Origin of the sequence: Dickeya zeae NCPPB 2538 (genome assembly GCF_000406165.1) — a bacterium.
GTDB lineage: Bacteria > Pseudomonadota > Gammaproteobacteria > Enterobacterales > Enterobacteriaceae > Dickeya > Dickeya zeae.
Window position 1 is genome coordinate 4,225,788 of sequence record NZ_CM001977.1, and the last position, 26,697, is coordinate 4,252,484.

Consider the following 26,697-nt stretch of genomic DNA (forward strand, 5'->3'; position numbering starts at 1 on the left):
TGCGGGTCGCATATATTATGCTTTCCCGACAAGAAGTCAAGCGGTATGCGCCTGATTTCTTACTGAAACCGCGCTGGCGTTTCGCCGTTGCCGTGTCAGTGGAGGCGCATTATAGGGAGTTATTCCGGCCTGACAAGCACTAATTTCAAAAACAATCCCGACCGCTCAATATTCACTCATTCACTGTGTTTAATGGCAGTTTTTCGAGTGAATGGAAGCCATAACGGCGTAGAACTGGCCAAAGCGCCGCCACTTTGGGTGTGATCGACAAACAATAAGCCAGGTTTTTCTCCGTCGAACATTTAGGGTTATCTAAATGTTCTATCAGCCATACGGTTCTACGCGCAATTGCCGAGCCAGAATCAACCAACCTTGTACCATCAGGTAGTACCTGCTGCAGTTCCTCGGTCAATAACGGGAAATGCGTGCACCCTAATACAACCGTGTCCGGCGGCTCAGGCAACTTCAGCCACGGACGCAGAATTTTGCGCAGTGCATCTTCAGATACCGACTCACCCTGTAATTTCGCCTCGGCAAACTCAACCAACTCCGCAGAACCCAATAGCAAAATCTGGCAGTCATGAGCAAAACGCGAAATCAGTTCATGAGTATAAGAGCGCTGGACCGTTGCCCGGGTTGCCAATAGGCCGACTACACCGTTTCGAGTGAGCTTTGCGGCAGGTTTAACTGCCGGGACTACCCCAACGACCGGGAAATCAAAACGTGTACGCAATGCGGGCAGTGAAATCGTGCTGGCAGTATTACAGGCAATAATCACCAGAGATAATGGATGCTGCTTCTCCACCGCTTCGACGATAGAGAGCACTCGTTCGATAATGAATTGCTCAGGCTTTTCCCCATAGGGAAAAGCCTCATTATCGAATGCATAAATATAATGTAAGTCCGGCAGCAATTTGCGAACTTCATCATAAACGGACAAACCGCCCACCCCGGAATCAAACACCAGGACCGTCGGGCGGTTGGGTAAATCAGAAACTATAGCTTCCGGTGAGATAATATTCTCGCCCTGCAGTTCGGTAGCCATATACCGTCTCATAATTCTTATCAAACAGGTTGGCTATTCTAGCACGAACTGTCAGATGTGAGGTGACAGGATATGATGCCGCGATATCCCACAAACTCACCCCAGCCAGCTTCACCCTCTCTGCTGGCGTGGTATTGAAGTTCTGGTCATAACGTTCCCCCAGATAGTGATAAGTGACCGTCCAGTCCAGATCGTTGAATTGCCAGTCCAAATCATATTTAAATTGCTGTCTGGCGCGTCGGGTCAATATTTGGTTGGTATCGAGATCGCGTGGGTCCAAATAATCGTACGACAATTTATGTGACACAAAGCCAGTATCAAATGATGCTGTCGCTTCAACGCCCTGTAGGCGGGCACGACCGACATTCACATTTGCGAAAGTTGGCGCACTGCCGCTCTGGATTAAATTATCCACATCGTTACGATATGCTGACACATGCCAGTTCACTGGCCCCGTCAAACCTTCAATGCCACCTTCCCACTGCTTACTTTCTTCAGGCTTAAGGTTAGCATTTCCAGAAAACGATCCGTAAAGCTGGCCGATGGTTGGTGCTTTGTAGCCCGTTCCATAAGATGCCAGCAAACGATAACCATCAACGAACTCCCATGCGGCACTGCTTTGCCAGGTGGTATGTTGACCAAACTGGGAACTGTCATCGCTGCGTAGAGCCCCTTCAAGGGTTACCGGGCCGAATGCCTGTAACGCGGTGGTATAAATACCGGTATTGCGGAGCTCATAACCATTAGCGATAAAGTTTGTGCCAGGTTCAGTGGTTTGTTTCTGCCAGTCAACACCCGCCCCGATATTGCCCTTTCCTACCTGAACACTGTTGCTCCACTGAACGTTGTACTGTTGGATATCATCCAGCGTGGCAGAAATATCAGAAATACCAAAACGTGGGTCATAGTTATAGTCTTTGCTATGGCTATAACTGGTAATCAGTTGAGATGACCACATATCCTGGTGGTAACGGAGTCCGCCATCCCAGGATTGGCTATAGAGCTGCCGGGTATCAGGAAAGGCCTCCGGCCGATTGAAACTGGCTGTCCCATCGTACGCCGTCCTATTATCAAAGCCGTATCCGCGAACAAACCCGCTGACATTCTCGCTGAACTGATGTTCGACATTTCCGTATACCGTTTTGCTCATGAAACCATCGCGATCAGGCTGGGCGGGGTCTCCAAACGAATCGGGCAGATTGGCGACAACATCAAACCCTCTGGTATAGGTGTAATTCCCGGCAAAGGTTGCCAGCGTATTCGCGCCCAATTGCTGCTGGGTGGAGGCGTCATAAGACTGATAACCATTGGAGCCGATGCCCGTGGAAAGGGTCGTGCCTTTTTTCTCGCGGGTGGTGATGATATTCACCACGCCGCCAATCGCATCCGAGCCGTAAACGGCTGAGCGTGACCCGCGGATATATTCCACTTTCTGAACCAGGGAAATCGGGATTTGGCTGATATCGGAAGAGCCGCTGACACCAGCCTGATTAAGCCGCACGCCATCAATCAATATCAATACATGGCTTGATGAAGCGCCACGAATAAATAATCCACTCTGCTGCCCTAGACCACCGCTCTGGTAGAGATCTACCCCCGGCAACCGGCGCATAACGTCGGTCAGGCTTTTTGACTGCCAGCGGTCAATATCATCACGCGTCACTACCGTCGTGGGGGCCAACACGGTGGAAATCGGTTGGGGGAAACGGTTGGCGGTCACCACCATTGCATCACTATTGCTGTCTTGTTGTGTGTTGTCGCTACCCTGCGCCCACCCCGAAAAAGCCGTGGCTACCGTCGCCGCCAGCATCGTTATTTTTTTATTAAGCATGTTAAGAAGCATCCAAACTGAATTGGCAGGATGCCGCATCCTCACGATCGATAGCACGCGATGACCATGAAATAGTGCGACGTATTCCGGCAGGTCTTCGGGCTTGGGTGCAGCCATTAACTGGCGCGGCAACGATGACTTCCCATCCGTCAGGACAGTGTCTATACCTATTATCGTTGCCCATTCCCATTACCGCTGCGCGTCAGCTCCAGATTCACACTGGATTCCCTTTTCACTTGCGAGGCAAGACCGGATGCTCATGCTACGATCGAGGCAGGTAGATGTCTAGACTTCCATTTTTAGATAAGCGAATCCGTACAGCAAGACTGGACATCCCCTCCGGATGCCCTACAATCGCGCCCTGACAGCTATCTGTCACGTAGCAATATTATTCCAGCCGTTTTTTCAGATGAGACCATCATGACGCCAGAGATTCTGCCCATCGACCAATATGACGCCCAACTTGAAGAAAAAACCGGGCGTCTTGGTGCCATGATGGTGCCATTCGATGCGCCGGCACCGGTTGTATTCCGTTCGCCGGTCAGTCACTACCGGATGCGGGCAGAGTTTCGGATCTGGCATGATGGCGACGATCTCTACCACATTATGTTTGATCAGCAGACCAAACAACGGATCAGGGTCGATCAGTTTCCGGCTGCCAGCGAGCTGATTAACCGCCTGATGCCCGAGCTGCTTAACGCACTACGCGCCGAACCGGTGCTACGGCGCAAACTGTTCCAGATTGATTATCTCTCCACGCTAAGTGGCGAGATCGCCGTATCCTTGCTTTACCACAAAGCACTGGATGCCGAGTGGCAACAACAAGCTCGCCTCTTGTGCGATGGACTACGCGCACAGGGTTTTGCTCTACAGTTGATTGGTCGCGCAACGAAAACCAAAATTTGTCTGGACCGGGATTACGTGGATGAATGTCTGCCGGTCGCAGGCCGACAGATGATTTATCGTCAGGTGGAAAATAGCTTCACCCAGCCTAACGCCATGATGAATATTCAGATGCTGGAATGGGCGTTATCCGTCACGCAAGGCGCAACAGGCGATTTGCTGGAGTTATATTGCGGCAACGGCAATTTCTCACTGGCGCTGGCGCGCAATTTTGAGCGGGTGCTGGCAACGGAGATAGCCAAACCGTCAGTCGCGGCAGCGCAATATAATATTGCCGCCAACCAGATTGATAACGTGCAGATTATTCGCATGGCGGCAGAAGAATTCACCCAGGCTATGACAGGGGTACGCCAGTTCAATCGTTTGCAAGGCATCGACCTGACGAGCTATCGCTGTGAAACGATTTTTGTCGACCCACCACGCAGCGGCCTGGATAACGAGACCGTAAAACTGGTACAGGCATACCCACGCATTCTCTATATTTCCTGCAACCCGGAAACCCTGTGTGCCAATCTGGAAACACTGAGTCAAACGCACCAGATAAGCCAGTTAGCGCTGTTTGACCAGTTCCCTTATACCCATCACATGGAATGTGGCGTGTTACTGGAAAAACGCCAGTAACACGACCTGTAGTAGGCAAAACTCAGCAGGTAAAGCGAGTTAAGGCGTATTGATGTCATTACTGTCGGGCTTGCGGGCCCGCAGTTTGACGACCAGCCACAGCGCCAGCACGACGCAAAGGATGGACGGCACAAAATTGGAACCTATCTGCGGGTACTCGGCTCGTACAATGGCGCTGTAAAGCAACAAACCGAACAGGAAACAGCTCGCCGCCAAAAGTGGCGTGCCTTTGGGCATAGCATGATGCATATAACGCTGATGCAGGCAGTAAACCGACAGCACCAGCGCTATCAACGGAAAAATGGAAAACGGCACGATAGAACTGAACACGGCGATAAAGGAACCGTTCGCGGACAAACCAGCGACCACCGCCAGCACCAACGTACTTTTCTCTGAATTTATCTGCTCTGTCATGACATGTCCTCTGATTATCCCTCAGGGTAGGTAAACACCCTTGCCCTGCTCTTTGCGATACCAGTAATAGGCGCCTTTGGCAATCATGCGCAATTGCAACACCAACCGTTCTTCCAATTGACGCCGTTGTTCAAGATCCACATCCAGCGCTTCGGCACCCGCGCTGAATACGATAGTCACCATCGCTTCTGACTGTGCTTCGGCGAAGCTGCGTGGAATATGATTTTCGACTTCAAGATAGTCGGCCAGTTCAGCGATAAAATGTTGAATTTCGCGTGCCACGGCAGCACGGAACGCGGCTGACGTACCGGAGCGTTCCCGCAGGAGCAGCCGGAACGCATTGGGATTGTCGCCAATGAACTCCATAAATGTGGAAACAGACGTTCTGATCACACTACCGCCGCTTCTGACAATGCGCTGACGAGCCTGCCGCATCAGTTGACGCAGCATCAGCCCGCTCTCATCCACCATGGTCAGCCCCAATTCATCGACATCGCGAAAATGGCGATAAAACGACGTCGGGGCAATGCCCGCTTCACGAGCCACCTCACGCAAACTCAGGCTGGCGAAACTGCGTTCAGCGCTTAACTGGCTAAAAGCAGCCTCAATCAGGGAACGGCGAGTTCGTTCTTTTTGTTGTGCTCTGACACCCATTATCCTGCCTGCAGTCATCGGCTCTCCTTACGTCAAGGACAGCACTATAACAACTTTACTTGCTACATACTGCGCCAAAGTTTGTCATAGTAAAAATGTGATCCTGGGTTTCCATACAAATATCAGGGATGATTGGGTTATCATTCCGACGATGTTACAATAGCGTTAGTAACTTGTATAAAAACAGGTGGTTCCTACCATGTCCATACAACAGCAATACGATTACGATGCCATCGTGATTGGTTCAGGTCCGGGTGGTGAGGGGGCGGCCATGGGGCTCGCCAAACAAGGGGCGAAAGTTGCCGTGATAGAGCGGCATTACAATGTCGGCGGTGGCTGTACCCACTGGGGCACCATCCCGTCTAAATCCCTGCGACACGCCGTCAGCCGTATCATCGAATTCAATCAAAACCCTCTGTATAGCGACAACGCCCGCGTCATCAGTTCCTCGTTCTCCGACATCCTGCGCCATGCTGACAGCGTTATTGGCCAGCAAACCCGTATGCGTCAGGGCTTCTACGAACGCAATCACTGCGAAATATTTTCTGGTGAAGCGCGGTTTATCGATGCGCATACCATCGCGGTGTATTACCCGGATGACACTCACGACACGCTGACCGCCGCGAATATCATTATCGCTACCGGTTCACGCCCTTATCATCCCGCCAGTGTGGATTTCGATCATCCCCACATCTACGACAGCGATTCCATTCTCGATCTGGATTATGAACCCAAGCATGTAATCATCTATGGTGCAGGGGTTATCGGCTGTGAATACGCCTCGATATTCCGGGGATTAAACGTCAAAGTTGACCTGGTCAATACCCGTGATCGTCTGCTGGCGTTTCTCGACCAGGAGATGTCCGACGCCCTGTCCTACCATTTCTGGAATAGCGGCATCGTCATTCGTCATAACGAGGAATTCGAGCGTATCGAAGGGCTGGATGATGGCGTCATCATTCACCTGAAATCTGGCAAAAAAATGAAAGCAGACTGCCTGCTTTATGCCAACGGGCGTACCGGCAACACCGAAAACCTGGGGCTGGACACTATCGGGCTGGAAACCGACAGTCGTGGTCAGTTGAAGGTCAACAGCATGTACCAGACGGCTCAGGCTCATATCTACGCCGTGGGTGACGTGATTGGCTACCCCAGTCTGGCATCGGCCGCCTATGATCAGGGCCGCATCGCGGCGCAAGCCATTACCAAAGGCGAGGCTATCGCTCACCTGATTGAGGACATTCCTACCGGTATTTATACCATTCCAGAGATCAGCTCCGTCGGTAAAACCGAGCAGGAACTGACGGCGATGAAAGTGCCGTATGAAGTGGGCCGAGCGCAGTTCAAACACCTGGCGCGGGCACAAATTGTGGGCATGAATGTCGGCAGTCTGAAAATTCTGTTCCACCGCGATACCAAGCAGATTCTCGGCATCCACTGCTTTGGCGAGCGGGCGGCCGAAATCATTCACATCGGTCAGGCAATTATGGAGCAGAAAGGGGAAGGCAACACGATAGAGTACTTCGTGAATACCACCTTTAACTACCCGACCATGGCGGAAGCCTATCGGGTCGCAGCGTTAAACGGCTTAAACCGGTTATTTTGATAACCGGTTTTTACTCAGGCTGGAAACGCGGAACCTGGCTACTGGCTGATTAGGCCGACTGTTGCGCCAGTTGCTCCATGTGGAGTTGCATGTGCTCACGCACCGACTCAGCCAGTTGTTCATAACGGCCGCGTAGCGGCGAGCCTGGACGGTACACCAGTGCGATGGTGCGTTTGGGCTCCGGCTTGTAGCAAGGCAGGTAGCATACGCCATCGCGTATCCGCTCCTGCGGCACCGCCAGCGAGGGCAGTAACGTAATACCGCTGCCCGCCGCTACCATATTGCGCAGCGTCTCCAGACTGGTGGCCCGGAAATGGGTATCCTCATCTGCACCGGCCTGAAAACAGAAGCCCATCGCCTGATCGCGCAGGCAGTGCCCATCTTCCAGCATCAGCAGTTTTTCACCCGACAAATCTGACATCGCCACCCGCTCGCGATTCGCCCAAGGGTGATCCTGATAAATCGCCAGCTTCATCGGCTCATCAAACAACGGCACTTCGATAAAGGCTTCCGACTCTTTCACCATCGCCAAAATAGCGCAATCCAGCTTGCCGCTGTCGAGCTGTGCCAGCAATTGGTGTGTCTGAGCTTCATGCAAATACATTTCCAGCTTCGGGAAAGTACGGTGTAGCATCGGGATAATCTGGGGCAACAGATAAGGACCGACAGTCGGGATCAGGCCGATATGCAGCGGGCCGGACATGGTTTCCCCCTGCTGGCTAGCCATTTCTTTTAGCACTTTCACTTCACGCAGCACCGTTCTGGCTTGTTCCACCAGCAACAGCCCCGCCTGAGTAAACAGCACTTTGCGACTGGTTCTCTCCAGCAACATCACCCCCAGTTCGTCTTCCAACTTACGAATCTGGCCACTGAGTGTGGGCTGGCTGACATGGCAAGAATCTGCTGCGCGTCGAAAATGGCGATGCTCCGCCAGCGCCACCAGATACTCTAAATCCCGAATATTCATGCCCTGATTCCCCTAAACATGATAGTCCCTAGCGATAGATAGGATAGCAATGAACGATTAGTCCTATCAACATTTAATAGTGAATAATATCCCTCACGAACCGAGTCCTGCTCAGCAATGGATTCAGCCAGACAGAACTTTTCGACCAGTAGAGACGACAATATGTTTGTAAGCCAAGAAGGCAAAAAAATTCCGTCAGTCACTTTCCATACTCGCCAGGGAGATCAATGGGTTGATGTGACTAGCGAAGAACTCTTTAACAATAAGACCGTCGTCGTCTTCTCTTTACCAGGGGCTTTTACACCTACCTGCTCTTCCAGTCATTTGCCACGCTATAACGAGTTGGCTGAGGTATTCAAGCAGTTTGGCGTTGACGCTATTCTGTGCGTATCCGTGAACGACACGTTTGTCATGAATGCCTGGAAAGCGGATCAGAACGCAGAAAATATTACGTTTATTCCCGATGGTAACGGCGAGTTTACCCGTGCCATGGCTATGCTGGTCGAAAAAGCGGAACTGGGCTTTGGCCCCCGCTCCTGGCGCTACTCCATGCTGGTTCGTCACGGCGTGGTAGAGAAAATGTTTGTTGAACCCAACAAGCCGGGCGACCCGTTTGAAGTTTCCGACGCCGACACCATGCTGAAGTACCTCGCTCCACACTATAAGGTTCAGGAATCCGTTTCACTGTTCACCAAGCCAGGCTGCCCGTTCTGCGCCAAGGCCAAGCAGTTATTACAAGATCGCGGCCTTCAATATGAAGAAATCATGCTGGGTAAAGATGCGACTACGGTCAGCCTGCGTGCCGTAACCGGGCGCAGTACCGTACCTCAGGTGTTTATCGGCGGTCGTCATATCGGCGGCAGCGAAGAACTTGAAACCTTCCTGACGATATAAGTTTTATAAGCCAACGAAACTTTGGCGGGCTTCGGCCCGCCCTTTTTTTATTCGATGCGCTTAGTACTCAAAACACAAACGCCCGTCTGGTGCTCTCCAGACGGGCGTTTGTTCATGCTCAGCAAAAACGTCAGGCAGACGCTATCGGGCGGACACCCAACGTATGACAAATGGCGTAACTCAGTTCGGCACGGTTCAGGGTGTAGAAATGGAAGTCCTTCACCCCTTCACGGCTGAGGATTTTCACCATATCCATCGCAATGGAAGCCCCCACCATCTTGCGGGTTTCCGGGTCGTTATCCAGCCCATCAAACATCGCCGTCATCCAGTTTGGTACCCGTACATTGGTCATGGTGGCGAAACGCTGCAACTGCTTGAAGTTTGATACGGGCAAAATACCGGGTACGATTTCCACATCAATACCGGTCGTCACGCAGCGGTCACGAAAACGCAGATAGCTTTCCACATCAAAAAAGAACTGCGTGATGGCACGGCTGGCACCGGCATCAATCTTCCGTTTCAGGTTGATCAGGTCTGCCTGTGCGCTTTTCGCTTCCGGATGAACTTCCGGATAGGCTGCGACCGAAATATCAAAATCACCGACCTCTTTAAGCAAGGTCACCAGATCAGCGGCATACATATCCGGTTTTCCACCACCCAATGGTAAGTCACCACGCAGGGCAACGATGTGGCGGATACCACTTTGCCAGTAATCCTGGGCGATGGCTTTCAGCTCGTCACGGGAGGCGTCAATACAGGTCAGGTGTGGCGCGGCTTCCAGACCGGTACGTTCCTTGATGCCTTTGATAATGCTGTGGGTGCGGTCACGCTCACCGGAATTGGCACCGTAAGTGACCGACACGAATTTAGGTTTCAGACTGCTGAGGCGGTCAATCGAGTTCCACAGTGTTTCTTCCATCTCGCTGGTACGCGGTGGGAAAAACTCAAAGGAAACGTTAATCCGGCCCTGTAATTCCGCCAGATTCTGGTTCAGCGCTTCCTGATGGTTCGCGTGGAAAAAGCTCATATCCTTACCTCGATTAGCCATTATCATCGTTATTTTCTACAAACGTCTATACGTTTAGACGTCTATATAGAAAATGACCGAATCCGATTAAAGAGTCAACGCTTTTCAACGTGATGAATGCTGATGTTTACTCACGCAACATGAAGAAAATTCATGATTACAAACACACATAAAAAATAAGGAATTCGTTTTCAGTATTGGCAACAATCGCTCGCTTTGCCACTGCGCAGGCCCATAGCATAAAAAAAGCCTGCGGTTGCAGGCTCTTCGGTTTATTGCGTAAAAGACTATCGGGGTCGCGCCCGACCGGTCACAGCAGTTGTGCCAGACGGTTGAGATCCGACTGAATGGCACCTGCAGTCACATCGCGGCCAGCGCCCGGACCACGGATCACCAGTGGGTTGTCACGATACCAGCGGCTTTCGATGGCAAATACGTTATCACACGGCAACAACGCCGCCAGCGGATGATCCGCCCGCACCGCTTCTACACCGACACGCGCTTTGCCGTTACTATCAAAACGGGCGACATAGCGCAGCACCAGCCCCATCTCATTGGCGGCTTCCAGTCGCTGCAACATCTGCTGATTCAGCGGCTCACCATCTTCAAAGAACTGATCCACCGAGACATTCTCACACCCGGCAGGCACCAGTGACTCCACCCGCACCTGATTGGGCTCTATCTCATAACCGGCTTCACGCGCCAAAATAACCAGCTTGCGCATCACATCCTGCCCGGAAAGATCAACGCGCGGATCCGGCTCGGTCAACCCTTGCTGCCAGGCCTGATCCACCAGTTCGGTAAACGGCACCGTGCCGTCAAACTGCAGGAATAGCCATGACAGCGTGCCGGAGAAAATACCGCTGATAGCCAGAATGCTGTCACCGCTTTCACGCAGATCATGCACCGCATAGTTCACCGGCAACCCGGCACCAACTGTCGCGTTATACAACCAGTGACGCCCGGTTTTCGCGAAGGCATCGCGAATCTGGCGGTAATTATCGCCGCCGGACGCGCCCGCCAGTTTATTGGCGCTAATCACATGGAAACCGTAGCTGGCAAAATCCAGATAAAGGTCAGCAACCGACTGACTCGCGGTGACATCCAACACCACCAGATCATCATACGGATGAGCACGCATCCACAGGAACAGTTCGTCATCGTCACGTTCCTGCGCTTCATCGCCAAAGAAAGCCAGTACGCGACTGGCATCCAACCCCTCGTAATTCAGCAGGCTGCGGGAACTATCCACCACCCCCGCCAGCGTGAATTCAAAACCGGTACGCGCCGAAATCAGGCTCTGCTCACGGGCGAACAGTTCAAGCCAGCGAGAACCGATGTTGCCTTTGCCAAACACGACCAGGCCAATGCGCTTTTCCGCCCGAAACAGCGAGTGATGCAGACCGCGCACCAGATGCTCGGTCGGCCCGACGCGCAATACCGCCACCAGACTGATATCGTCTTCCGCCTGCCAGACGAACTCGATCGGCTGGTCACGCAATTGCTGGTAGAAACGGTGGCTGTGCAACGGGTTACGGCACACACCGGCCCCCACCAACGCGACCAACGCCAGCCCTTCACGCAGGTGTAGCGATACCGGCAACGCCGCCTGTTCCAGCACTTGCCAGGCACTGCCTACCACTTCCGAGGTGTAGCACAATTGCAGCAGGTTACGGTCCTGATGTACGCCCAGCGCCAGCGGCCGAATTTGCGCTTTCTGCAACAGCTGCTCGACGTCTTTGTGCATACGGACAAAGTCGTGATCCGCCGGTACGCCAATCTCAATCAGGCAGACATCATCATGGCTGGTGACAATCTTGGCACCGGTGCCGGACGCCAGCACGCGCTCAATACGAGTCGACCCCTGCTCTGGCTGATAGCTGCAGCGCAATTGCAGATCGATATCACTACCAGAAACCGGCTGTAGGGTACGGGCATGCAGTACCGGTGCAGCCAGACGAGCCAGCTCGCTGGCTTCATCCAGCCGCAGCAACGGCAGCAAACACGCATCTTTGACTTTGCGTGGGTCAGCGCTGTACACACCGGCCACGTCGCTCCAGATAGTCACGCGCTCAACACCCGCCAGCGCGCCAATTTGAGTGGCGGAATAGTCACTGCCGTTACGCCCCAGCAGCACGGTTTCACCGGCCTCGTTGCTACTGATAAAACCGGTGATGACCAGCCGCTGCCCGGCATGCTGGGTCAGTAATTGCTGCAACAATGGCCATGAGCGGCCTTCATCGACCTGCGGCTGTGCCGCCCGTTCGGTGCGCAGGAAGGTTCGCGCATCCAGCCAGGCCGCCGACAGGTTTTTCTGATTCAGCACTGCCGCCATCAGCCGTGCCGACCAGATTTCGCCGTGCCCCACCACTTCGGCATAGGTGGCATCGGTCATTTTGCCATCCAGCAACGCCGCCAGACGTTCCAGATCGCGAATAAATTCATTAATCAGCGGTGCTGCCGTTTCGGCGGGCAGCAAACCGGAAATCAGTTCGCTTTGATAACGGCGCAGCGACTGCTGTACCTGATGGGCGGAAATCCGGTCCGACTGGCTGAGGGTCAACCAGCTAATTAACTGGTTGGTGGTGCTGCCTGCCGCTGAGACCACCATCAAGTCGCCAGCCTGGCTGTAATTCGCCATGATGCCAGCGACACGCTGATAACATTTCACATCTGCCAGACTGCTGCCGCCGAATTTATGCAGTTGCCGTCCTTTTACGGCCGCTGCTATCCCTAACGCACTCATTGTTACCTCTTGGCTGCTGCCTGAAATGCTCTGTCCAGAGAGGCGACCAGATCGTCACCATCTTCAATGCCGACAGAAATACGCAATAACGTTTCCGAGATACCGGCGGCGGCGCGCGCTTGCGGTGCCATACCTGCGTGAGTCATAGTCGCGGCATGAGAAATCAGACTCTCGACGCCACCCAGCGACTCCGCCAGCGTGAAGAGATCCAGCGCGGACAGAAAACGACGCAGGGTATCTTCATCGCCATCCAGCTCAAAACTCAGCATCGCGCCAAAACCGGACTGCTGCCGACAGGCAATCTCATGGCCGGCATTCTCGGGCAAAGAAGGATGATACAACGCCTTGACCAGTGGCTGATGCCGCAAATACTCCACAATTTGCAATGCATTCTTCTGCGCCATCGCCATACGCGGCGACAGCGTACGCATACCACGCAGCAACAGGTAGCTATCAAACGCCGCGCCGGTCACACCAATGTTGTTAGCCCACCAGGCCAGTTCCGTCGCCACATCGGAGTCGCGGGCAATCACCGCCCCTGCCACCACATCCGAATGACCGTTAAGGTATTTGGTGCAGGAGTGCACCACCAGATCCGCACCCAGTTTGAGCGGATTTTGTAACGCCGGACTCAGGAAGGTGTTATCCACCACGCTCACCGCCCCAACATCACGGGCCGCCTGACAGATAGCAGCGATATCCACGACGCGCAGAAGCGGGTTGCTGGGGCTTTCAACCAGCACCAGTTTTGGTTTTTCCGCCAGGGCGGCGTTAAGTTCCGCCAGATTGCCCTGATCGACGAATTTCACGTTGAAAGCACCGCGTTTGCTCAGGCTGTCAAACAAACGATAGCTGCCGCCGTAACAATCATGCGGCGCGACCAACAGATCGCCGGGCTTCAGGAATACCGTACAAACCAGCATGATAGCCGACATACCGCTGCTGGTCATGACCGCGCCCGCTCCGCCTTCCAGCTCCGCCAGCGCGCGCTGGACAACATCACGGGTCGGGTTGCCGCGCCGTGAATAGTCATGCGCTCTGGGCTCATTGAAACCGGTGAAGTTGTAAGTACTGGAGAGGTGAATCGGGGGAACAACACAACCGAACTGCTCGTCGTTGTTTAACCCACTGCGGACTGCGATAGTAGCCTGTTTACGCGTCATCGGTACTTTTCCTGACTGGAAGACTGAGGTGAAGAAGTTAGGTTAGAGAGTAAACCTGGATAATATAGACGTCAATACATCTGGACTTCTAAACTTCTTTGCGTATAGATTGAGCATCCCTGCAATAATCGTTAGAATTATGGCGTTTTGTGCCAGTGACTGTTTTTATCACGATCAATATTTAAGGTATCCCATGGCTGAGTGGAATGGCGAATATGTAAGCCCATACGCTGAACACGGCAAGAAAAGTGAGCAGGTTAAGAAGATCACCGTATCTATCCCTTTGAAGGTATTGAAGATACTGACAGACGAGCGTACCCGTCGTCAGGTCAACAACCTGCGTCACGCAACCAATAGCGAGTTACTGTGTGAAGCGTTCTTGCACGCTTTTACCGGCCAACCCTTACCCAATGATGACGATTTGCGTAAAGAGCGCGGCGATGAAATTCCTGAAGCCGCCAAAGCGATTATGCGTGAAATGGGGATTGACCCGGATACGTGGGAATACTGAGCAGGCTGTGAAGCAGACAGGAAAGCACCGCTGAAACAACAAAGGCACCCGAAGGTGCCTTTGTTTTGGCAGAATAACCGGTTAACCGATTCTCTGCCCCAGCGCAGAAGCCAATTATTTTTTGGCGCCTGGCATGCTGAAACGTTTGTTGAAACGCTCAACACGACCGCCGGTGTCAACCACACGCTGTTTACCGGTGAAGAACGGGTGGCAAGCACCACAGACGTCCAGGTTCAGGTCGTGAGCAACAGTAGAACGGGTTTTGATGACGTTACCGCAAGAGCAAGTTGCAGTAATTTCAACGTAATTCGGGTGAATACCTTCTTTCATGGGAAACCTCTGTTTAAGGCCGTGTCGCTATCCGGCCCTGTTCCGCCAGACACCACACGAAGTTGAGTGAAATAGTCTTTATACTACGAGGTATAAAGGCGGCGGATCATACAGAAATTAACCACCCGATGCAATTGGATCCGCGCAAACACACAGCCTTACCTCAACAAGGTACTGGCAAGATTGCACAACGTCGTCGCGCACAGTACCGTGACGGCTGACAACCCCTGATGCATAACCTAAGACCTTCATGACGCATTTGAACGCACACACCACGCCCGTTGTTCAGGTTGCTTTGCCAGTGCCACTGACACGCACATTTGATTACCGGCTGGCGGCTGGCGTCACACCGCCGGTACCGGGCATGCGAGTAAGCGTTCCTTTCGGCAACCGCAAGATGATCGGTATCGTGGTGGCGTTGGGCGCGGGCAGTGGGTTGCCGCCGGAACAGCTCAAACCGCTGCATGAAGTACTTGATGACGCCCCGCTATTCCCCGACAGCCTGTGGCGCATCTTGCTATGGGCGGCAGACTATTACCACTACCCGATTGGCGAAGTGTTATTCCATGCGTTGCCGATACTCCTGCGGCAAGGGAAACCAGCCCATCGCGCCCCGCTCTGGCAGTGGTTCGCCACCGAGCAAGGCCGTGCCACGCCGCTAGGTGCACTAAAGCGTGCGCCCAAACAACAGCAGGCGCTGGCTGCGTTATTACAAGGGCCGCTCTATCGCCATCAGGTGGCGGAAACCGCACTGACGGAAACGGCATTGCAGGCGTTGCGCGAAAAAGGGCTGAGCGAGCTACGTGCGCAGCCAACGCAGGTGCAGGACTGGCGGGAACATTTCAGCCTGGCAGGCGAACGTCTGCGCCTGAATACGGAGCAAGCCACCGCTGTCGGAGCCATACGCAGCGAAGATGACCACTTCGCCGCCTGGTTACTGGCGGGGATCACCGGGTCCGGTAAAACCGAGGTTTACCTCAGCGCACTGGAGAATATTCTGGCGCAGGGTAAGCAGGCACTGGTACTGGTGCCGGAAATCGGCCTGACCCCGCAAACCATCGCCCGTTTTCGCGATCGGTTTAATGCCCCAGTAGAGGCACTGCACTCCGGGTTAAATGACAGCGAGCGGTTGTCGGTGTGGTTACGGGCGAAACAGGGTGAATCCGCCATTGTGATTGGTACGCGTTCCGCGCTGTTTACCCCTTTTGCGCGACTGGGGCTCATCATCATCGACGAAGAGCACGACGGTTCTTATAAGCAACAGGAAGGCTGGCGTTACCATGCGCGCGATCTGGCGGTGTTTCGCGCCCGGCAGGAAGATATCCCCATCGTGATGGGATCCGCCACTCCCGCGCTGGAAACGCTCTACAACGTACAGATTGGCAAGTACCGCCAGTTACGGCTGAGCAAACGCGCGGGCAACGCCCGGCTGGCTCAGCAACACTTGCTGGATTTGAAAGGCTTACCGCTGACCAGCGGCTTGTCGCAACCGTTAATCCAGCGTGTTCGACATCATCTGGCACAGGATAATCAGGTTATCCTGTTCCTTAACCGCCGTGGCTTCGCGCCAGTGGTGATGTGCCATGAATGCGGCTGGATAGCCGAATGCCAGCGCTGCGACAGCTATTACACCTTGCACCAACATCAGCGCATGATGCGCTGCCACCACTGCGACAGCCAGCGTCCGGTGCCGCAGCAGTGCCCGCAATGCGGCTCCACCCATCTGGTGCCGGTGGGTCTGGGTACCGAACAGCTCGAACAGGCGCTACCAGCGTTGTTTCCCGATACCCCCATCACCCGCATTGATCGCGATACTACCAGCCGTAAAGGCGCGCTGGAGCAGCAACTGGCGCAAGTCCGCCAGGGCGGTGCCCGCATTCTGATCGGCACCCAGATGTTGGCCAAAGGACACCATTTTCCTGACGTTACGTTGGTCGCGTTGCTGGATGTCGACGGTTCGCTGTTTTCCGCCGACTTTCGTGCCACCGAGCGCTTCGCCCAGCTCTACACGCAGGTATCCGGGCGCGCCGGGCGCGCCGGTAAAGCCGGTGAAGTCGTGCTACAGACCCATCACCCGGAGCACCCGCTGTTACAAACGCTGCTGCATCAGGGCTACGATGCGTTCGCCAGCCAGACGCTACAAGAACGCCAGAGCGTATTTCTGCCGCCGTTTACCAGCCATGTTCTGTTCCGGGCCGATGATCATGACAATCAGCAGGCCAGCCTGTTCCTGCAGCAGTTACGCAATTTGCTGGAAGCCAGCCCGCTGCGCGACGACGCGTTGTGGCTGATGGGACCGGTCCCCGCATTGCAGCCAAAACGTGCCGGGCGTTTTCGCTGGCAATTACTGCTGCAACACCCATCGCGCGCCACGCTGCAGCGCATCATCCGTCATTCTATGGTGTTGATTGATACCCTACCGCAAACCCGCAAGGTGAAATGGGTCATGGATGTCGACCCGACAGACAGTTGAGCCGATTCTGCGCCGCGGGCCTGAGCGGTGCCAGTCGCAGCAACGGTTTTTGCGAACAATACCGAAAAACCGATAATCCAAACGGCACAGGCGTAAATTATTCGATAAATCCTGGGCGCAATCTGTTAAGAGTGATGGCGGAAGCAGTATGCTGATCAGGCAGTTGGCGCACCATCAGTGCCATGCATGTCATAACCGCGCTTGCCGCATGGCGGATCAGACATTCTGTAAAACGGCGGCCGACCAGTCATAACGGCCCCCCTGACTACGGCGCCAGTAAACGCTGACGCAAGGAGGAAATGCGTTGGAGCAGAAAAGATTCATCCCACCCGCAACCATGAAAGACGTGGCCGATAAGGCTGGCGTCTCCACCGCAACGGTGTCACGCGCCCTGACCAACCCGGAGAAAGTCTCGGCTGCGACCCGCAAGAAGGTGGAGCAGGCTGCGCTGGCAGTGGGGTACTCTGCACAAAACCTTGCTCGTAATCTCAAGCGGCATGAATCAAGAACGATTCTGGCGTTGGTGCCTGATATCTGCGACCCCTTCTTCAGCGAAATGCTGCGCGGCATCGAAGAAACCGCCGCAGAACGCGGTTATCTGGTCTTGATCGGCGATTGCGCGCACCAGCGCCAGACAGAAAAAACCTTTCTGGACCTGATTGCCACCCGCCAGATAGACGGCATCCTGTTATTGGGGTCGCAACTGCCGTTCGATGCGGGTAGAGATGAGCGTCGTCATCTTCCGCCGATGGTGATGGCAAACGAGTTTGCGCCCGAGCTGGATATGCCCACGGTACACATTGATAACCTGACCGCCGCGTTTGAAGCCGTCAGTTATCTCCATCAGTTAGGGCATCAGCGCATCGCCTGTATTGCCGGCCCACAGCAGATTCCGCTCAGCGAGTATCGGCTGCAGGGTTATATTCAGGCGCTACGACGCTGTGGGCTGGTTATCGACAACCAGTACATCGTACACGGCGATTTTAGTTACGATACCGGCTCGCGCGGCCTGACAACGCTGATGTCACACCCGACTCCCCCCAGCGCGATTTTCTGCCATAGCGACGTGATGGCGCTGGGTGCGTTAACCCAGGCGCGGAAAATGGGGCTGGACGTCCCACGAGACCTGTCGCTTATCGGGTTTGATGACATCGCCCAGGCCAGCCACTGCTTTCCGGCGCTGACTACCGTTTCTCAGCCGCGCTACGATATTGGTCGTGAAGCGACGCTGTTGCTGCTGACGCAATTGCAGCAACACAAGGTGGCTCGCGGGTCACGGCTAATGTCCAGTCAGTTGATTATTCGCGACAGTACTGCCGCTCCACCGCTGCGTGTTACAGGCTTTAAGAATTCCGGTGCTGGTCAAACATTTTAGGGTTCAGTAACATGGCGACCTGTTACCTATTTTCTTAGCAACGAAACGATTGTGGCACAACGAGACTATGTCAGCCGGGGGCGTTCTGGAACGCGCCGGAAAAAAACATCCAGCCGGAAACGAGGGGGGTCCTCAGGCGCATCTAAAACTATGATAGCGCTGGCCGTTGCCGTGCTGGTCACGTTTGCCGGTGGACTCTATTTTATCGCCCACAATAAGCCGGATGAATCGCCGGTCCTGCCGCATCAGGGCACCAAAGGCAATGGGTTGCCGCCCAAACCGGAAGAACGCTGGCGTTATATCAAAGAGCTGGAAAACCGTCAGATTGGCGTGGCGTCGCCGACCGAACCATCGGCAGGGGGAGAAATCCAGTCAACAGGCCAACTGACCAATGAACAGCGCCAACTGCTCGAACAGATGCAATCAGACATGAAACGCCAGCCGACAACGCTGACGGAAGTGCCTTACAACGATCAGAGCCAGATGCAGGCCCGCTCTCTTAACACACCCCGAACGCAAACCGTGGTGCCCGGTGTATCGAGTACCAATACCAATGGCACGATACAACCGATGACGCCACGCACGACGACTGCCGCCCCGTTGACAACGCCGCGTCATGCCACGTCGAACGCCACCACGCCGACGCAAACGGCCCCAAAACCGGTACAGACGGAACCCCGTAAAGAGGTAACGAAAACAGAACCGCCGGCAGCGGCCAAAGAAACAGCTAAAACCGACAACACCAAGCCGGACAGCAAATCTGAGAACAAACCAGAGAAAGAACAGCGCTGGATGGTGCAATGTGGCTCGTTCAAAACCACTGAACCCGCAGAGTCGGTACGCGCAGAACTGGCGTTTGCCGGTGTAGAAAGTCGTATCACCAGTAGCGGTGGCTGGCACCGAATCATGCTCGGTCCGTACAACAGCCGCGCTCTCGCCGACAAAATGGCACAAAAGCTCAAAGGTATGGGGCAATCCAACTGCATCCCGTTAGCCAGCGGGGGTTGAAAACCCCTCGCCCCTCCCCCATGTTTATCGTCAATACGCCCCGCGTCCGCGCGGGGGTCTTTTTCTCAGTAACGGGGATAAACTCGTGACAACAATTGTAAGTGTGCGTCGCAATGGTCAGGTGGTGATTGGCGGTGACGGGCAAGCCACCCTGGGCAACACCGTAATGAAAGGCAATGTACGCAAGGTGCGTCGCTTGTATAACGATCGGGTTATCGCCGGGTTTGCTGGTGGCACCGCGGATGCCTTCACTCTGTTTGAACTGTTTGAGCGCAAGCTGGAACTGCATCAGGGTCATCTGGTTAAAGCAGCAGTGGAACTGGCGAAAGACTGGCGTACTGACCGTATGCTGCGTCGTCTGGAAGCACTGCTGGCTGTCGCCGACGAAAATGCGTCGCTTATCATCACCGGTAACGGCGATGTAATTCAGCCGGAAAACGACCTGATCGCCATCGGCTCCGGTGGCCCCTATGCACAGGCCGCGGCGCGCGCTTTACTGGAAAACACGGAATTAAGCGCCCGGGAGATTGTCGAAAAATCACTGGGTATTGCGGGTGATATTTGCATCTACACCAACCAGTTCCACACGATTGAAGAATTAGCCTCCAAGGCGTAAGGATCCACTATGTCTGAAATGACCCCGCGCGAAATAGTCAGCGAGCTTGATAGCTACATCATCGGACAGCACAAAGCAAAGCGCGCCGTCGCGATCGCCTTGCGTAACCGCTGGCGTCGCATGCAGCTGGAAGAGAGCCTGCGCCATGAAGTGACCCCGAAAAATATCCTGATGATCGGCCCAACCGGGGTGGGTAAAACGGAAATCGCCCGTCGCCTCGCCAAGCTGGCTAACGCGCCGTTTATCAAGGTAGAAGCGACTAAATTCACCGAGGTGGGTTATGTCGGCAAGGAAGTGGATTCCATCATCCGTGATCTGACCGACGTGGCCATTAAAATGGTGCGTCAGCAGTCAATAGAGAAAAACCGTTATCGCGCTGAAGAACTGGCCGAAGAACGCATTCTGGACGTGCTGATTCCCCCGGCCAAGAACAACTGGGGCCAGCCGGAAGAGAACCATGAGCCGTCCGCTGCTCGTCAGGCATTCCGCAAAAAGCTGCGCGAAGGGCTGCTTGACGACAAAGAAATCGAAATCGAACTGGCGGCTGCACCGGTTGGTGTCGAAATCATGGCCCCTCCCGGCATGGAAGAGATGACCAATCAGTTGCAATCCATGTTCCAGAATCTGGCAGGGCAGAAACAAAAAAGCCGCAAGATCAAGATTCGCGAGGCCTTCAAACTGCTGGTGGAAGAAGAAGCCGCCAAGCTGGTTAACCCGGAAGAACTCAAGGAGCAGGCGATTGAGGCGGTGGAGCAACACGGCATCGTCTTCATCGATGAAATCGACAAGATTTGCAAACGGGGCGATACCTCCGGCCCGGACGTATCACGCGAAGGCGTCCAGCGCGACCTGCTGCCACTGGTGGAAGGCTGTACGGTGTCCACGAAGCACGGCATGGTAAAAACCGACCATATCCTGTTCATCGCGTCCGGCGCGTTCCAGGTTGCCAGCCCATCGGACCTGATCCCCGAGTTGCAGGGCCGTCTGCCGATCCGGGTTGAGTTGCAGGCGCTGACCACCGAAGACTTCGAGCGTATTCTGACCGAACCCAGCGCCTCGCTGACCCGTCAGTATCAGGCGTTGATGGAAACCGAAGGCGTTAACATCACCTTCCAGCCGGATGGTATCCGCCGTATCGCGGAAGCGGCCTGGCAGGTTAACGAGCGTACGGAAAACATCGGCGCTCGTCGTCTGCATACGGTATTAGAGCGCTTGATCGAGGATGTGTCCTACGGTGCCAGTGAAATGAACGGCCAAACCGTGACGATCGATGCAGATTATGTACGCAGTCACCTCGATGAGTTAGTAGCAGATGAAGATCTGAGCCGATTTATCTTATAATCCGTTCGCGGATCGCACTGATGACCAAACAGTGGGAGGCGTTGGCCTCCCACTGTTGTTTTTGATGCCGTCACCAGGCTGCATTATTCCTGCACTTAACGCGCCACAACCTGGCTGATAGCATGGCCCATAAACACCATGATCCCATTAATACCATGACCCAGTTAACACCATGACCCAATTGACACATAGCAGCAAAACTCAAGCCTGGCTCGACAGCCTGCGTCCCAAGACGCTGCCGCTGGCTTTTGCCTCCATCGTTACCGGCACCGTCATCGCCTGTTGGCACAGCAATTTCAAACCCGGCGTCGCGCTGTTGACGCTGATCACCGCCGGGCTGTTGCAGATTCTCTCCAATCTGGCCAACGACTATGGCGATGCGGTGAAAGGCAGCGACAAGGAAGACCGTATCGGCCCGCTACGCGGCATCCAGACGGGGGCTATCACGCTGGCGGAACTGCGCAAGGCGCTGCTCATCACCGTGTTGCTAACCGCAGTATCCGGTAGCGCGCTGGTAGCACTGGCCTGCGAAAAACCGGTGGATATCGTGGTATTCCTGGCGCTCGGCCTGCTGGCGATTTTGGCCGCGATTACCTACACCGTCGGCAACCGACCTTACGGGTATATTGGGCTGGGTGATATCTCGGTGCTGATTTTCTTTGGCTGGCTCAGCGTAGCCGGGTCGTACTACCTGCAAACCGGCCACTTCGACAGCAGCGTTATCCTGCCAGCAACCGCTTGTGGCCTGCTGGCCGTCGCAGTGCTCAATATCAACAATCTGCGCGATATCGACAGTGATCGGGAAAACGGCAAAAACACGCTGGCGGTACGGCTCGGTGCTTATAAGGCCCGCCGCTACCACATGATGTTACTGATGACGGCGCCGGTTTGTCTGGCCCTCTTCGCGATGCTGTATCTGCATACGCTGGCGGGCTGGCTGTTTATTCTGGCACTGCCGTTACTGGTGAAACAAGGCCGCTATGTGATGCGCGAAACCACCGCGTTCAGCATGCGTCCGATGCTGGAAAAAACCGTGAAAGGCGCGTTACTCACCAATTTGTTGTTCGCGGTAGGCGTACTGCTGAGCTAAACCGGATTCAGTCAGGATGGAACGGACAACACGTTTGTGCTGGTTGGCAAAATCACAACCGATTACTGATGCGGGTCAAAGCCGCTGTTGATGATTTTGCCAACAACAAACATAAAGGGATATACTCAGTCCCACACTCCCCAGCGGCAACAAACGTGACTCCTATGAAATACGATACTTCCGAACTGTGTGATATCTATCATGAAGAGGTCAATGTCGTTGAGCCTCTTTTCTCCAATTTTGGTGGACGTAGTTCATTCGGCGGCAAAATCGTCACAGTAAAATGCTTTGAAGATAACGGCCTACTATTCGATGTACTGGAAGAAAACGGCAGTGGCCGCGTCTTGCTGATCGACGGTGGCGGCTCCGTACGCCGTGCGCTGGTTGACGCTGAACTGGCCCGTCTGGCCACGCAAAACGAATGGGAAGGTATCGTGGTCTATGGCGCGGTACGTCAGGTAGACGATTTATCGGAGCTGGATATCGGCATTCAGGCGATGGCGGCGACACCGGCGGGTGCAGCAAGCGAAGGCATTGGTGAAACGGATATCCGGGTGAATTTCGGTGGTGTGACGTTCTTCTCCGGCGATCACCTTTATGCTGACAACACCGGTATTATCCTGTCTGAAGACCCGCTGGATCTGGAATAACCAGCCAGGTTGCCAAGGGCGTCAACTGACGCCCTGTGTGCCGTTGTCTGTGTGACGTCGGCGGTTACTGAACGTCTTCCATTTTACCCAGCAGCGCACGCAGACGTTCCTGCCATACCAGCTGTTCCTGCTTAAGTTGCTCGTTCTCGCTCATTAATGCATCACGGTTACCCGCCATGCTCTCCACTTCCTGCGACAACGTATTGTTCTTCTCTTTCAGCTCTTCGATTTCCATCTGCAACAGCGTGATCGTGTCAATCGCCTGCTGAACTTTCGCTTCCAGCTTCTCAAACACTTCAAATGACATAACTTCTAACCCCTTTTGATCGCACGGCCTGAGCCGGTTAACGCAGATGTATCACAGATGTATCACGAACAGGTGTGCCACGCACGGTATCCCGCGAGCAGGTATGCACCGACACGGGTTTCACAAACAGATATCTCATGCCGCCTTGTGCACTCAGCCTGCACATCTGTTATGGCTGTTATGGCGACGCCGGACGTAAACGCCAGCCAAATTGTATGTAGCCAGATCAAACGTGTCCAGCGCACTGCCGGTAAAACAGCGACTCTGCCTGCTTTTTCGCTCATGCGCTATCAGTACAGGCCGAAAATTGCCCGAATTATTGTTAAACGATATTAATGTTAATAAATTTAACACCCTGATTAACACCTATCCGCTGACCAGATGACAGTTTTGTGTCTAATTACGCGAATGCGCGCATTTTCTTGACGCATCACACACATTTTGATTTCGATATTTCTCGTTTTCGAACATTAACGATAAATTCACATCCGAAATACAAAAAGAGCCTGACCGCGAATCGCCAAAGATGAACGAGACAGGCCTGAAACGCGCAGACCCATAGAGGAATGCGTCAACCACCATGCTGTAGCCTACAAGCAGGAACAAGCATTATGAGTCAATCTGATATTTCTACCCTTAAAGGCCAGTGCGTTGCCGAGTTTCTCGGTACTGGCCTGCTGATCTTCTTTGGCGTTGGCTGTGTAGCGGCTCTGAAACTGGCAGGCGCCAGTCTGGGGCTATGGGAAATCAGTATTATCTGGGGGTTGGGGGTCGCGATGGCGATCTACCTGACCGCCGCGATTTCCGGTGCTCACCTCAACCCTGCGGTCACCATCGCCCTGTGGCTGTTCGCCTGCTTCGATGGCCGCAAAGTCCTGCCTTATATCGTTGCACAGGTCGCAGGCGCGTTCTGTTCGGCGGCACTGGTTTATGGCCTCTACCACAACCTGTTCGATAACATCGAACAAACGCACAATATTGTGCGTGGTAGTGTGGAAAGCCTCGATCTGGCAGGTGTCTTCTCTACCTATCCGAACCCGCACATTTCAGTGATGCAGGCCTTCATGGTGGAAACCGTTATCACCGCTATTTTGATGTGTCTGATTCTGGCACTAACCGATGACGGCAATGGTATTCCGCGTGGCCCGCTGGCACCGCTGTTAATCGGGATTCTGATCGCGGTGATTGGTGCATCAATGGGCCCGTTGACCGGCTTTGCCATGAACCCGGCGCGTGATGCCGGTCCGAAATTGTTTGCCTACTTCGCTGGCTGGGGCAAAATCGCGCTGACTGGCGGACGTGACATCCCTTATATACTGATACCGATTTTCGCCCCGATCGTCGGAGCCTGTCTGGGCGCATTTGGTTATCGCACCCTGATTGGCCGTAACTTGCCTTGTGATGTCTGCGCTATTGATAGCGACACCGACACGGCGGCTTCTGCCCAAACCCGTAAGGTCTGACCCTACTCCGCTAACAGGATTACGTTTATGAACCAGGAAAAAAAATACATCGTCGCGCTCGACCAGGGTACGACCAGTTCACGAGCTGTTGTGTTTGACCATGACGCCAACATCGTCAGCGTATCCCAGCGGGAATTCACCCAGATTTACCCCAAAGCGGGCTGGGTAGAACATGACCCGATGGAAATCTGGGCGTCGCAAAGCTCCACGCTGGTAGAGGTGCTGGCGAAAGCGGGCATCAGCAGCGATGAAGTGGCCGGTATCGGTATTACCAACCAGCGTGAAACCGCTGTGGTGTGGGAAAAAGAGACCGGCAAGCCGATTTATAACGCCATTGTGTGGCAGTGCCGCCGCTCCGCAGATATCTGCGAAAGGCTGAAAAAAGACGGTATGGAAGAGTACATCCGCGCCAACACCGGTCTGGTGGTTGACCCGTACTTCTCCGGCACCAAAGTGAAATGGATCCTTGACCATGTGGAAGGGTCGCGTGAACGTGCCCGTCGTGGCGAACTGCTGTTCGGCACCATCGACACCTGGCTTATCTGGAAAATGACTCAGGGTCGCGTCCACGTCACCGATTACACCAACGCCTCACGCACCATGCTGTTCAACATCCATAAACTGGACTGGGACGAACGCATGCTGGACGTGCTGGATATCCCACGTGCCATGTTGCCGCAGGTCCGTCCTTCCTCTGAAGTGTACGGCCAGACCAATATTGGTGGCAAAGGCGGTACCCGTATTCCTATCGCCGGTATCGCCGGTGACCAGCAAGCCGCCTTGTACGGCCAGCTGTGCGTACAGCCGGGTATGGCGAAAAACACCTACGGCACCGGCTGCTTCCTGTTGATGAATACCGGTAAAGAAGCGGTTCGCTCCAAACACGGCCTGTTGACGACCATTGCCTGCGGCCCACGCGGTGAAGTGAACTATGCGCTGGAAGGTGCGGTATTTATCGGCGGTGCGTCTATCCAGTGGCTGCGTGACGAGCTGAAACTGATTGGCGACGCGATGGACTCTGAATACTTCGCCACCAAAGTGAAAGACACCAATGGCGTCTATGTGGTACCGGCGTTTACCGGTCTGGGCGCACCTTACTGGGACCCGTACGCCCGTGGCGCGATTTTCGGCCTGACCCGTGGTGCCAACGCGAATCACATTATCCGCGCTACGCTGGAATCCATCGCCTATCAGACCCGTGACGTGCTGGATGCCATGCAGGCTGACGCCGATACCCGCTTGCAGGCGCTGCGTGTGGACGGCGGTGCTGTCGCCAACAACTTCCTGATGCAGTTCCAGTCCGACATTCTGGGTACGCGCGTCGAGCGCCCGCAAGTACGCGAGTCTACCGCGCTGGGTGCTGCCTTCCTGGCGGGTCTGGCTACCGGTTTCTGGAACGATCTGGACGAAGTGAAGAGCAAGGCCACCATTGAGCGTGAATTCCGCCCCAGCATCGAAACCGTGGAACGTAATTTCCGCTATCGTGGCTGGCAAAAAGCGGTGGAACGCGCACGTGCGTGGGAAGATCACGACGAGTAAAATCACCACTATCCTTGATCGGGCGCGGCTATCGCGCCCTTTTTCTTTCCCTCCCCCTCACCCGCCCGCCAACACGTCTGTGTTACCATAACGCCCCGACTGAACTCTTCTTTTGTTCCTTAA

The 26,697-nt window shown here is 54.4% G+C and carries 23 protein-coding genes and 1 riboswitch; of the genes, 13 read left to right on the forward strand and 10 right to left on the reverse strand.

The window, feature by feature from the left end; genetic code table 11:
- Positions 1–172 precede the first annotated feature (172 nt).
- The gene (murI, locus tag DZE2538_RS18545; protein ID WP_038916957.1) at positions 173–1,045 is read right to left on the reverse strand and encodes a glutamate racemase; all 873 of its coding nucleotides are present in this window, start codon (positions 1,043–1,045) and stop codon (positions 173–175) included.
- Positions 990–2,876 carry a TonB-dependent vitamin B12 receptor BtuB gene (gene btuB, locus DZE2538_RS18550; protein WP_038917226.1) on the reverse strand — a complete coding sequence of 629 codons (1,887 nt, stop codon included), beginning with the start codon at positions 2,874–2,876 and terminating at the stop codon, positions 990–992. The genes murI and btuB overlap by 56 nt, the downstream gene beginning before the upstream one ends.
- A 71-nt stretch (positions 2,877–2,947) precedes the next feature.
- Positions 2,948–3,143, reverse strand: a riboswitch (cobalamin riboswitch).
- A gap of 153 nt (positions 3,144–3,296) precedes the next feature.
- On the opposite strand from btuB, the gene trmA reads away from it, so the two are divergent.
- The gene (gene trmA / locus DZE2538_RS18555; protein ID WP_038916958.1) at positions 3,297–4,400 is read left to right on the forward strand and encodes a tRNA (uridine(54)-C5)-methyltransferase TrmA; all 1,104 of its coding nucleotides are present in this window, start codon (positions 3,297–3,299) and stop codon (positions 4,398–4,400) included.
- Positions 4,401–4,439: 39 nt separating this feature from the next.
- On the opposite strand, the gene DZE2538_RS18560 is transcribed toward trmA, so the two are convergent.
- Together DZE2538_RS18560 and fabR are read right to left on the reverse strand one after the other, a co-directional pair.
- The gene (locus DZE2538_RS18560; RefSeq protein WP_019846450.1) at positions 4,440–4,814 is read right to left on the reverse strand and encodes a YijD family membrane protein; all 375 of its coding nucleotides are present in this window, start codon (positions 4,812–4,814) and stop codon (positions 4,440–4,442) included.
- Between the two features lie 21 nt (positions 4,815–4,835).
- Entirely contained in the window at positions 4,836–5,468 is a 633-nt protein-coding gene (gene fabR / locus DZE2538_RS18565) for an HTH-type transcriptional repressor FabR (protein ID WP_016942852.1), read from the reverse strand.
- A gap of 205 nt (positions 5,469–5,673) precedes the next feature.
- Here fabR and sthA point away from each other — a divergent pair, with 205 nt between their 5' ends.
- A complete protein-coding gene (gene sthA, locus DZE2538_RS18570) occupies positions 5,674–7,074 on the forward strand; it encodes a Si-specific NAD(P)(+) transhydrogenase (RefSeq protein ID WP_028085708.1) in 1,401 nt (466 codons plus the stop codon).
- Between the two features lie 49 nt (positions 7,075–7,123).
- Here the strand turns inward: sthA and oxyR are convergent, their stop codons facing one another.
- A complete protein-coding gene (gene oxyR / locus DZE2538_RS18575; protein ID WP_019846448.1) occupies positions 7,124–8,041 on the reverse strand; it encodes a DNA-binding transcriptional regulator OxyR in 918 nt (305 codons plus the stop codon).
- A gap of 162 nt (positions 8,042–8,203) precedes the next feature.
- Here oxyR and DZE2538_RS18580 point away from each other — a divergent pair, with 162 nt between their 5' ends.
- Complete coding sequence (locus DZE2538_RS18580) at positions 8,204–8,935, forward strand: glutathione peroxidase (RefSeq protein WP_019846447.1); 732 nt, start codon at positions 8,204–8,206, stop codon at positions 8,933–8,935.
- 130 nt (positions 8,936–9,065) lie between these two features.
- Here DZE2538_RS18580 and metF read toward each other — a convergent pair whose 3' ends face one another.
- The 3 genes from metF to metB all read right to left on the reverse strand — a co-directional run bounded on the left by metF (position 9,066) and on the right by metB (position 13,871).
- Entirely contained in the window at positions 9,066–9,962 is an 897-nt protein-coding gene (metF, locus tag DZE2538_RS18585) for a methylenetetrahydrofolate reductase (protein ID WP_038914815.1), read from the reverse strand.
- A 310-nt stretch (positions 9,963–10,272) separates the two neighbouring features.
- Positions 10,273–12,708 carry a bifunctional aspartate kinase/homoserine dehydrogenase II gene (locus DZE2538_RS18590; RefSeq protein ID WP_038916959.1) on the reverse strand — a complete coding sequence of 812 codons (2,436 nt, stop codon included), beginning with the start codon at positions 12,706–12,708 and terminating at the stop codon, positions 10,273–10,275.
- 2 nt (positions 12,709–12,710) lie between these two features.
- Positions 12,711–13,871: a cystathionine gamma-synthase gene (gene metB, locus DZE2538_RS18595; RefSeq protein ID WP_019846445.1), complete on the reverse strand. Its 1,161-nt coding sequence runs from the start codon at positions 13,869–13,871 to the stop codon at positions 12,711–12,713.
- Positions 13,872–14,064: 193 nt separating this feature from the next.
- Here metB and metJ point away from each other — a divergent pair, with 193 nt between their 5' ends.
- Positions 14,065–14,382: a met regulon transcriptional regulator MetJ gene (gene metJ, locus DZE2538_RS18600; protein ID WP_012767902.1), complete on the forward strand. Its 318-nt coding sequence runs from the start codon at positions 14,065–14,067 to the stop codon at positions 14,380–14,382.
- Positions 14,383–14,496: 114 nt separating this feature from the next.
- Here metJ and rpmE read toward each other — a convergent pair whose 3' ends face one another.
- Positions 14,497–14,712, reverse strand: coding sequence for a 50S ribosomal protein L31 (gene rpmE, locus DZE2538_RS18605; protein WP_023640994.1), 216 nt, complete (start codon positions 14,710–14,712; stop codon positions 14,497–14,499).
- Positions 14,713–14,962: 250 nt separating this feature from the next.
- On the opposite strand from rpmE, the gene priA reads away from it, so the two are divergent.
- The 7 genes from priA to rraA all read left to right on the forward strand — a co-directional run bounded on the left by priA (position 14,963) and on the right by rraA (position 23,265).
- A complete protein-coding gene (gene priA, locus DZE2538_RS18610) occupies positions 14,963–17,185 on the forward strand; it encodes a primosomal protein N' (protein ID WP_038916960.1) in 2,223 nt (740 codons plus the stop codon).
- A 304-nt stretch (positions 17,186–17,489) separates the two neighbouring features.
- Positions 17,490–18,560 (forward strand): DNA-binding transcriptional regulator CytR, encoded by a 1,071-nt coding sequence (gene cytR / locus DZE2538_RS18615; RefSeq protein ID WP_019846443.1) that lies wholly within the window; start codon positions 17,490–17,492, stop codon positions 18,558–18,560.
- A gap of 51 nt (positions 18,561–18,611) precedes the next feature.
- Complete coding sequence (ftsN, locus tag DZE2538_RS18620; RefSeq protein WP_071603594.1) at positions 18,612–19,568, forward strand: cell division protein FtsN; 957 nt, start codon at positions 18,612–18,614, stop codon at positions 19,566–19,568.
- Between the two features lie 85 nt (positions 19,569–19,653).
- On the forward strand, positions 19,654–20,184 hold the full coding sequence (gene hslV / locus DZE2538_RS18625) for an ATP-dependent protease subunit HslV (protein ID WP_012767897.1): 531 nt from the start codon (positions 19,654–19,656) through the stop codon (positions 20,182–20,184).
- A gap of 9 nt (positions 20,185–20,193) precedes the next feature.
- Positions 20,194–21,525, forward strand: coding sequence for an HslU--HslV peptidase ATPase subunit (gene hslU, locus DZE2538_RS18630; protein WP_012886538.1), 1,332 nt, complete (start codon positions 20,194–20,196; stop codon positions 21,523–21,525).
- A gap of 172 nt (positions 21,526–21,697) precedes the next feature.
- Positions 21,698–22,615 carry a 1,4-dihydroxy-2-naphthoate polyprenyltransferase gene (locus DZE2538_RS18635; protein WP_012886539.1) on the forward strand — a complete coding sequence of 306 codons (918 nt, stop codon included), beginning with the start codon at positions 21,698–21,700 and terminating at the stop codon, positions 22,613–22,615.
- 164 nt (positions 22,616–22,779) lie between these two features.
- Positions 22,780–23,265: a ribonuclease E activity regulator RraA gene (rraA, locus tag DZE2538_RS18640; protein WP_012886540.1), complete on the forward strand. Its 486-nt coding sequence runs from the start codon at positions 22,780–22,782 to the stop codon at positions 23,263–23,265.
- 64 nt (positions 23,266–23,329) lie between these two features.
- Here rraA and zapB read toward each other — a convergent pair whose 3' ends face one another.
- Positions 23,330–23,572 (reverse strand): cell division protein ZapB, encoded by a 243-nt coding sequence (gene zapB, locus DZE2538_RS18645; RefSeq protein ID WP_012886541.1) that lies wholly within the window; start codon positions 23,570–23,572, stop codon positions 23,330–23,332.
- Between the two features lie 611 nt (positions 23,573–24,183).
- Between zapB and DZE2538_RS18650 the strand changes: the two genes are divergently transcribed.
- Positions 24,184–25,035: an MIP/aquaporin family protein gene (locus DZE2538_RS18650; RefSeq protein WP_019846440.1), complete on the forward strand. Its 852-nt coding sequence runs from the start codon at positions 24,184–24,186 to the stop codon at positions 25,033–25,035.
- A gap of 27 nt (positions 25,036–25,062) precedes the next feature.
- Positions 25,063–26,574, forward strand: a complete 1,512-nt coding sequence (gene glpK / locus DZE2538_RS18655; RefSeq protein ID WP_038916962.1) for a glycerol kinase GlpK — start codon at positions 25,063–25,065, stop codon at positions 26,572–26,574.
- Positions 26,575–26,697 lie beyond the last annotated feature (123 nt).

Excerpts from the sequence above, each read along its gene's own strand:
- hslU (WP_012886538.1), top strand. The coding sequence starts at position 20,194 with ATGTCTGAAATGACCCCGCGCGAAATAGTCAGCGAGCTTGATAGCTAC.
- trmA (WP_038916958.1), top strand. The coding sequence starts at position 3,297 with ATGACGCCAGAGATTCTGCCCATCGACCAATATGACGCCCAACTTGAA.
- DZE2538_RS18650 (WP_019846440.1), top strand. The coding sequence starts at position 24,184 with ATGAGTCAATCTGATATTTCTACCCTTAAAGGCCAGTGCGTTGCCGAG.
- zapB (WP_012886541.1), bottom strand. The coding sequence starts at position 23,572 with ATGTCATTTGAAGTGTTTGAGAAGCTGGAAGCGAAAGTTCAGCAGGCG.
- btuB (WP_038917226.1), bottom strand. The coding sequence starts at position 2,876 with ATGCTTAATAAAAAAATAACGATGCTGGCGGCGACGGTAGCCACGGCT.
- metB (WP_019846445.1), bottom strand. The coding sequence starts at position 13,871 with ATGACGCGTAAACAGGCTACTATCGCAGTCCGCAGTGGGTTAAACAAC.
- oxyR (WP_019846448.1), bottom strand. The coding sequence starts at position 8,041 with ATGAATATTCGGGATTTAGAGTATCTGGTGGCGCTGGCGGAGCATCGC.
- fabR (WP_016942852.1), bottom strand. The coding sequence starts at position 5,468 with ATGGGTGTCAGAGCACAACAAAAAGAACGAACTCGCCGTTCCCTGATT.
- DZE2538_RS18635 (WP_012886539.1), top strand. The coding sequence starts at position 21,698 with ATGACCCAATTGACACATAGCAGCAAAACTCAAGCCTGGCTCGACAGC.
- priA (WP_038916960.1), top strand. The coding sequence starts at position 14,963 with ATGACGCATTTGAACGCACACACCACGCCCGTTGTTCAGGTTGCTTTG.
- rraA (WP_012886540.1), top strand. The coding sequence starts at position 22,780 with ATGAAATACGATACTTCCGAACTGTGTGATATCTATCATGAAGAGGTC.
- DZE2538_RS18560 (WP_019846450.1), bottom strand. The coding sequence starts at position 4,814 with ATGACAGAGCAGATAAATTCAGAGAAAAGTACGTTGGTGCTGGCGGTG.
- rpmE (WP_023640994.1), bottom strand. The coding sequence starts at position 14,712 with ATGAAAGAAGGTATTCACCCGAATTACGTTGAAATTACTGCAACTTGC.
- DZE2538_RS18590 (WP_038916959.1), bottom strand. The coding sequence starts at position 12,708 with ATGAGTGCGTTAGGGATAGCAGCGGCCGTAAAAGGACGGCAACTGCAT.
- metF (WP_038914815.1), bottom strand. The coding sequence starts at position 9,962 with ATGAGCTTTTTCCACGCGAACCATCAGGAAGCGCTGAACCAGAATCTG.
- metJ (WP_012767902.1), top strand. The coding sequence starts at position 14,065 with ATGGCTGAGTGGAATGGCGAATATGTAAGCCCATACGCTGAACACGGC.
- murI (WP_038916957.1), bottom strand. The coding sequence starts at position 1,045 with ATGGCTACCGAACTGCAGGGCGAGAATATTATCTCACCGGAAGCTATA.
- glpK (WP_038916962.1), top strand. The coding sequence starts at position 25,063 with ATGAACCAGGAAAAAAAATACATCGTCGCGCTCGACCAGGGTACGACC.
- DZE2538_RS18580 (WP_019846447.1), top strand. The coding sequence starts at position 8,204 with ATGTTTGTAAGCCAAGAAGGCAAAAAAATTCCGTCAGTCACTTTCCAT.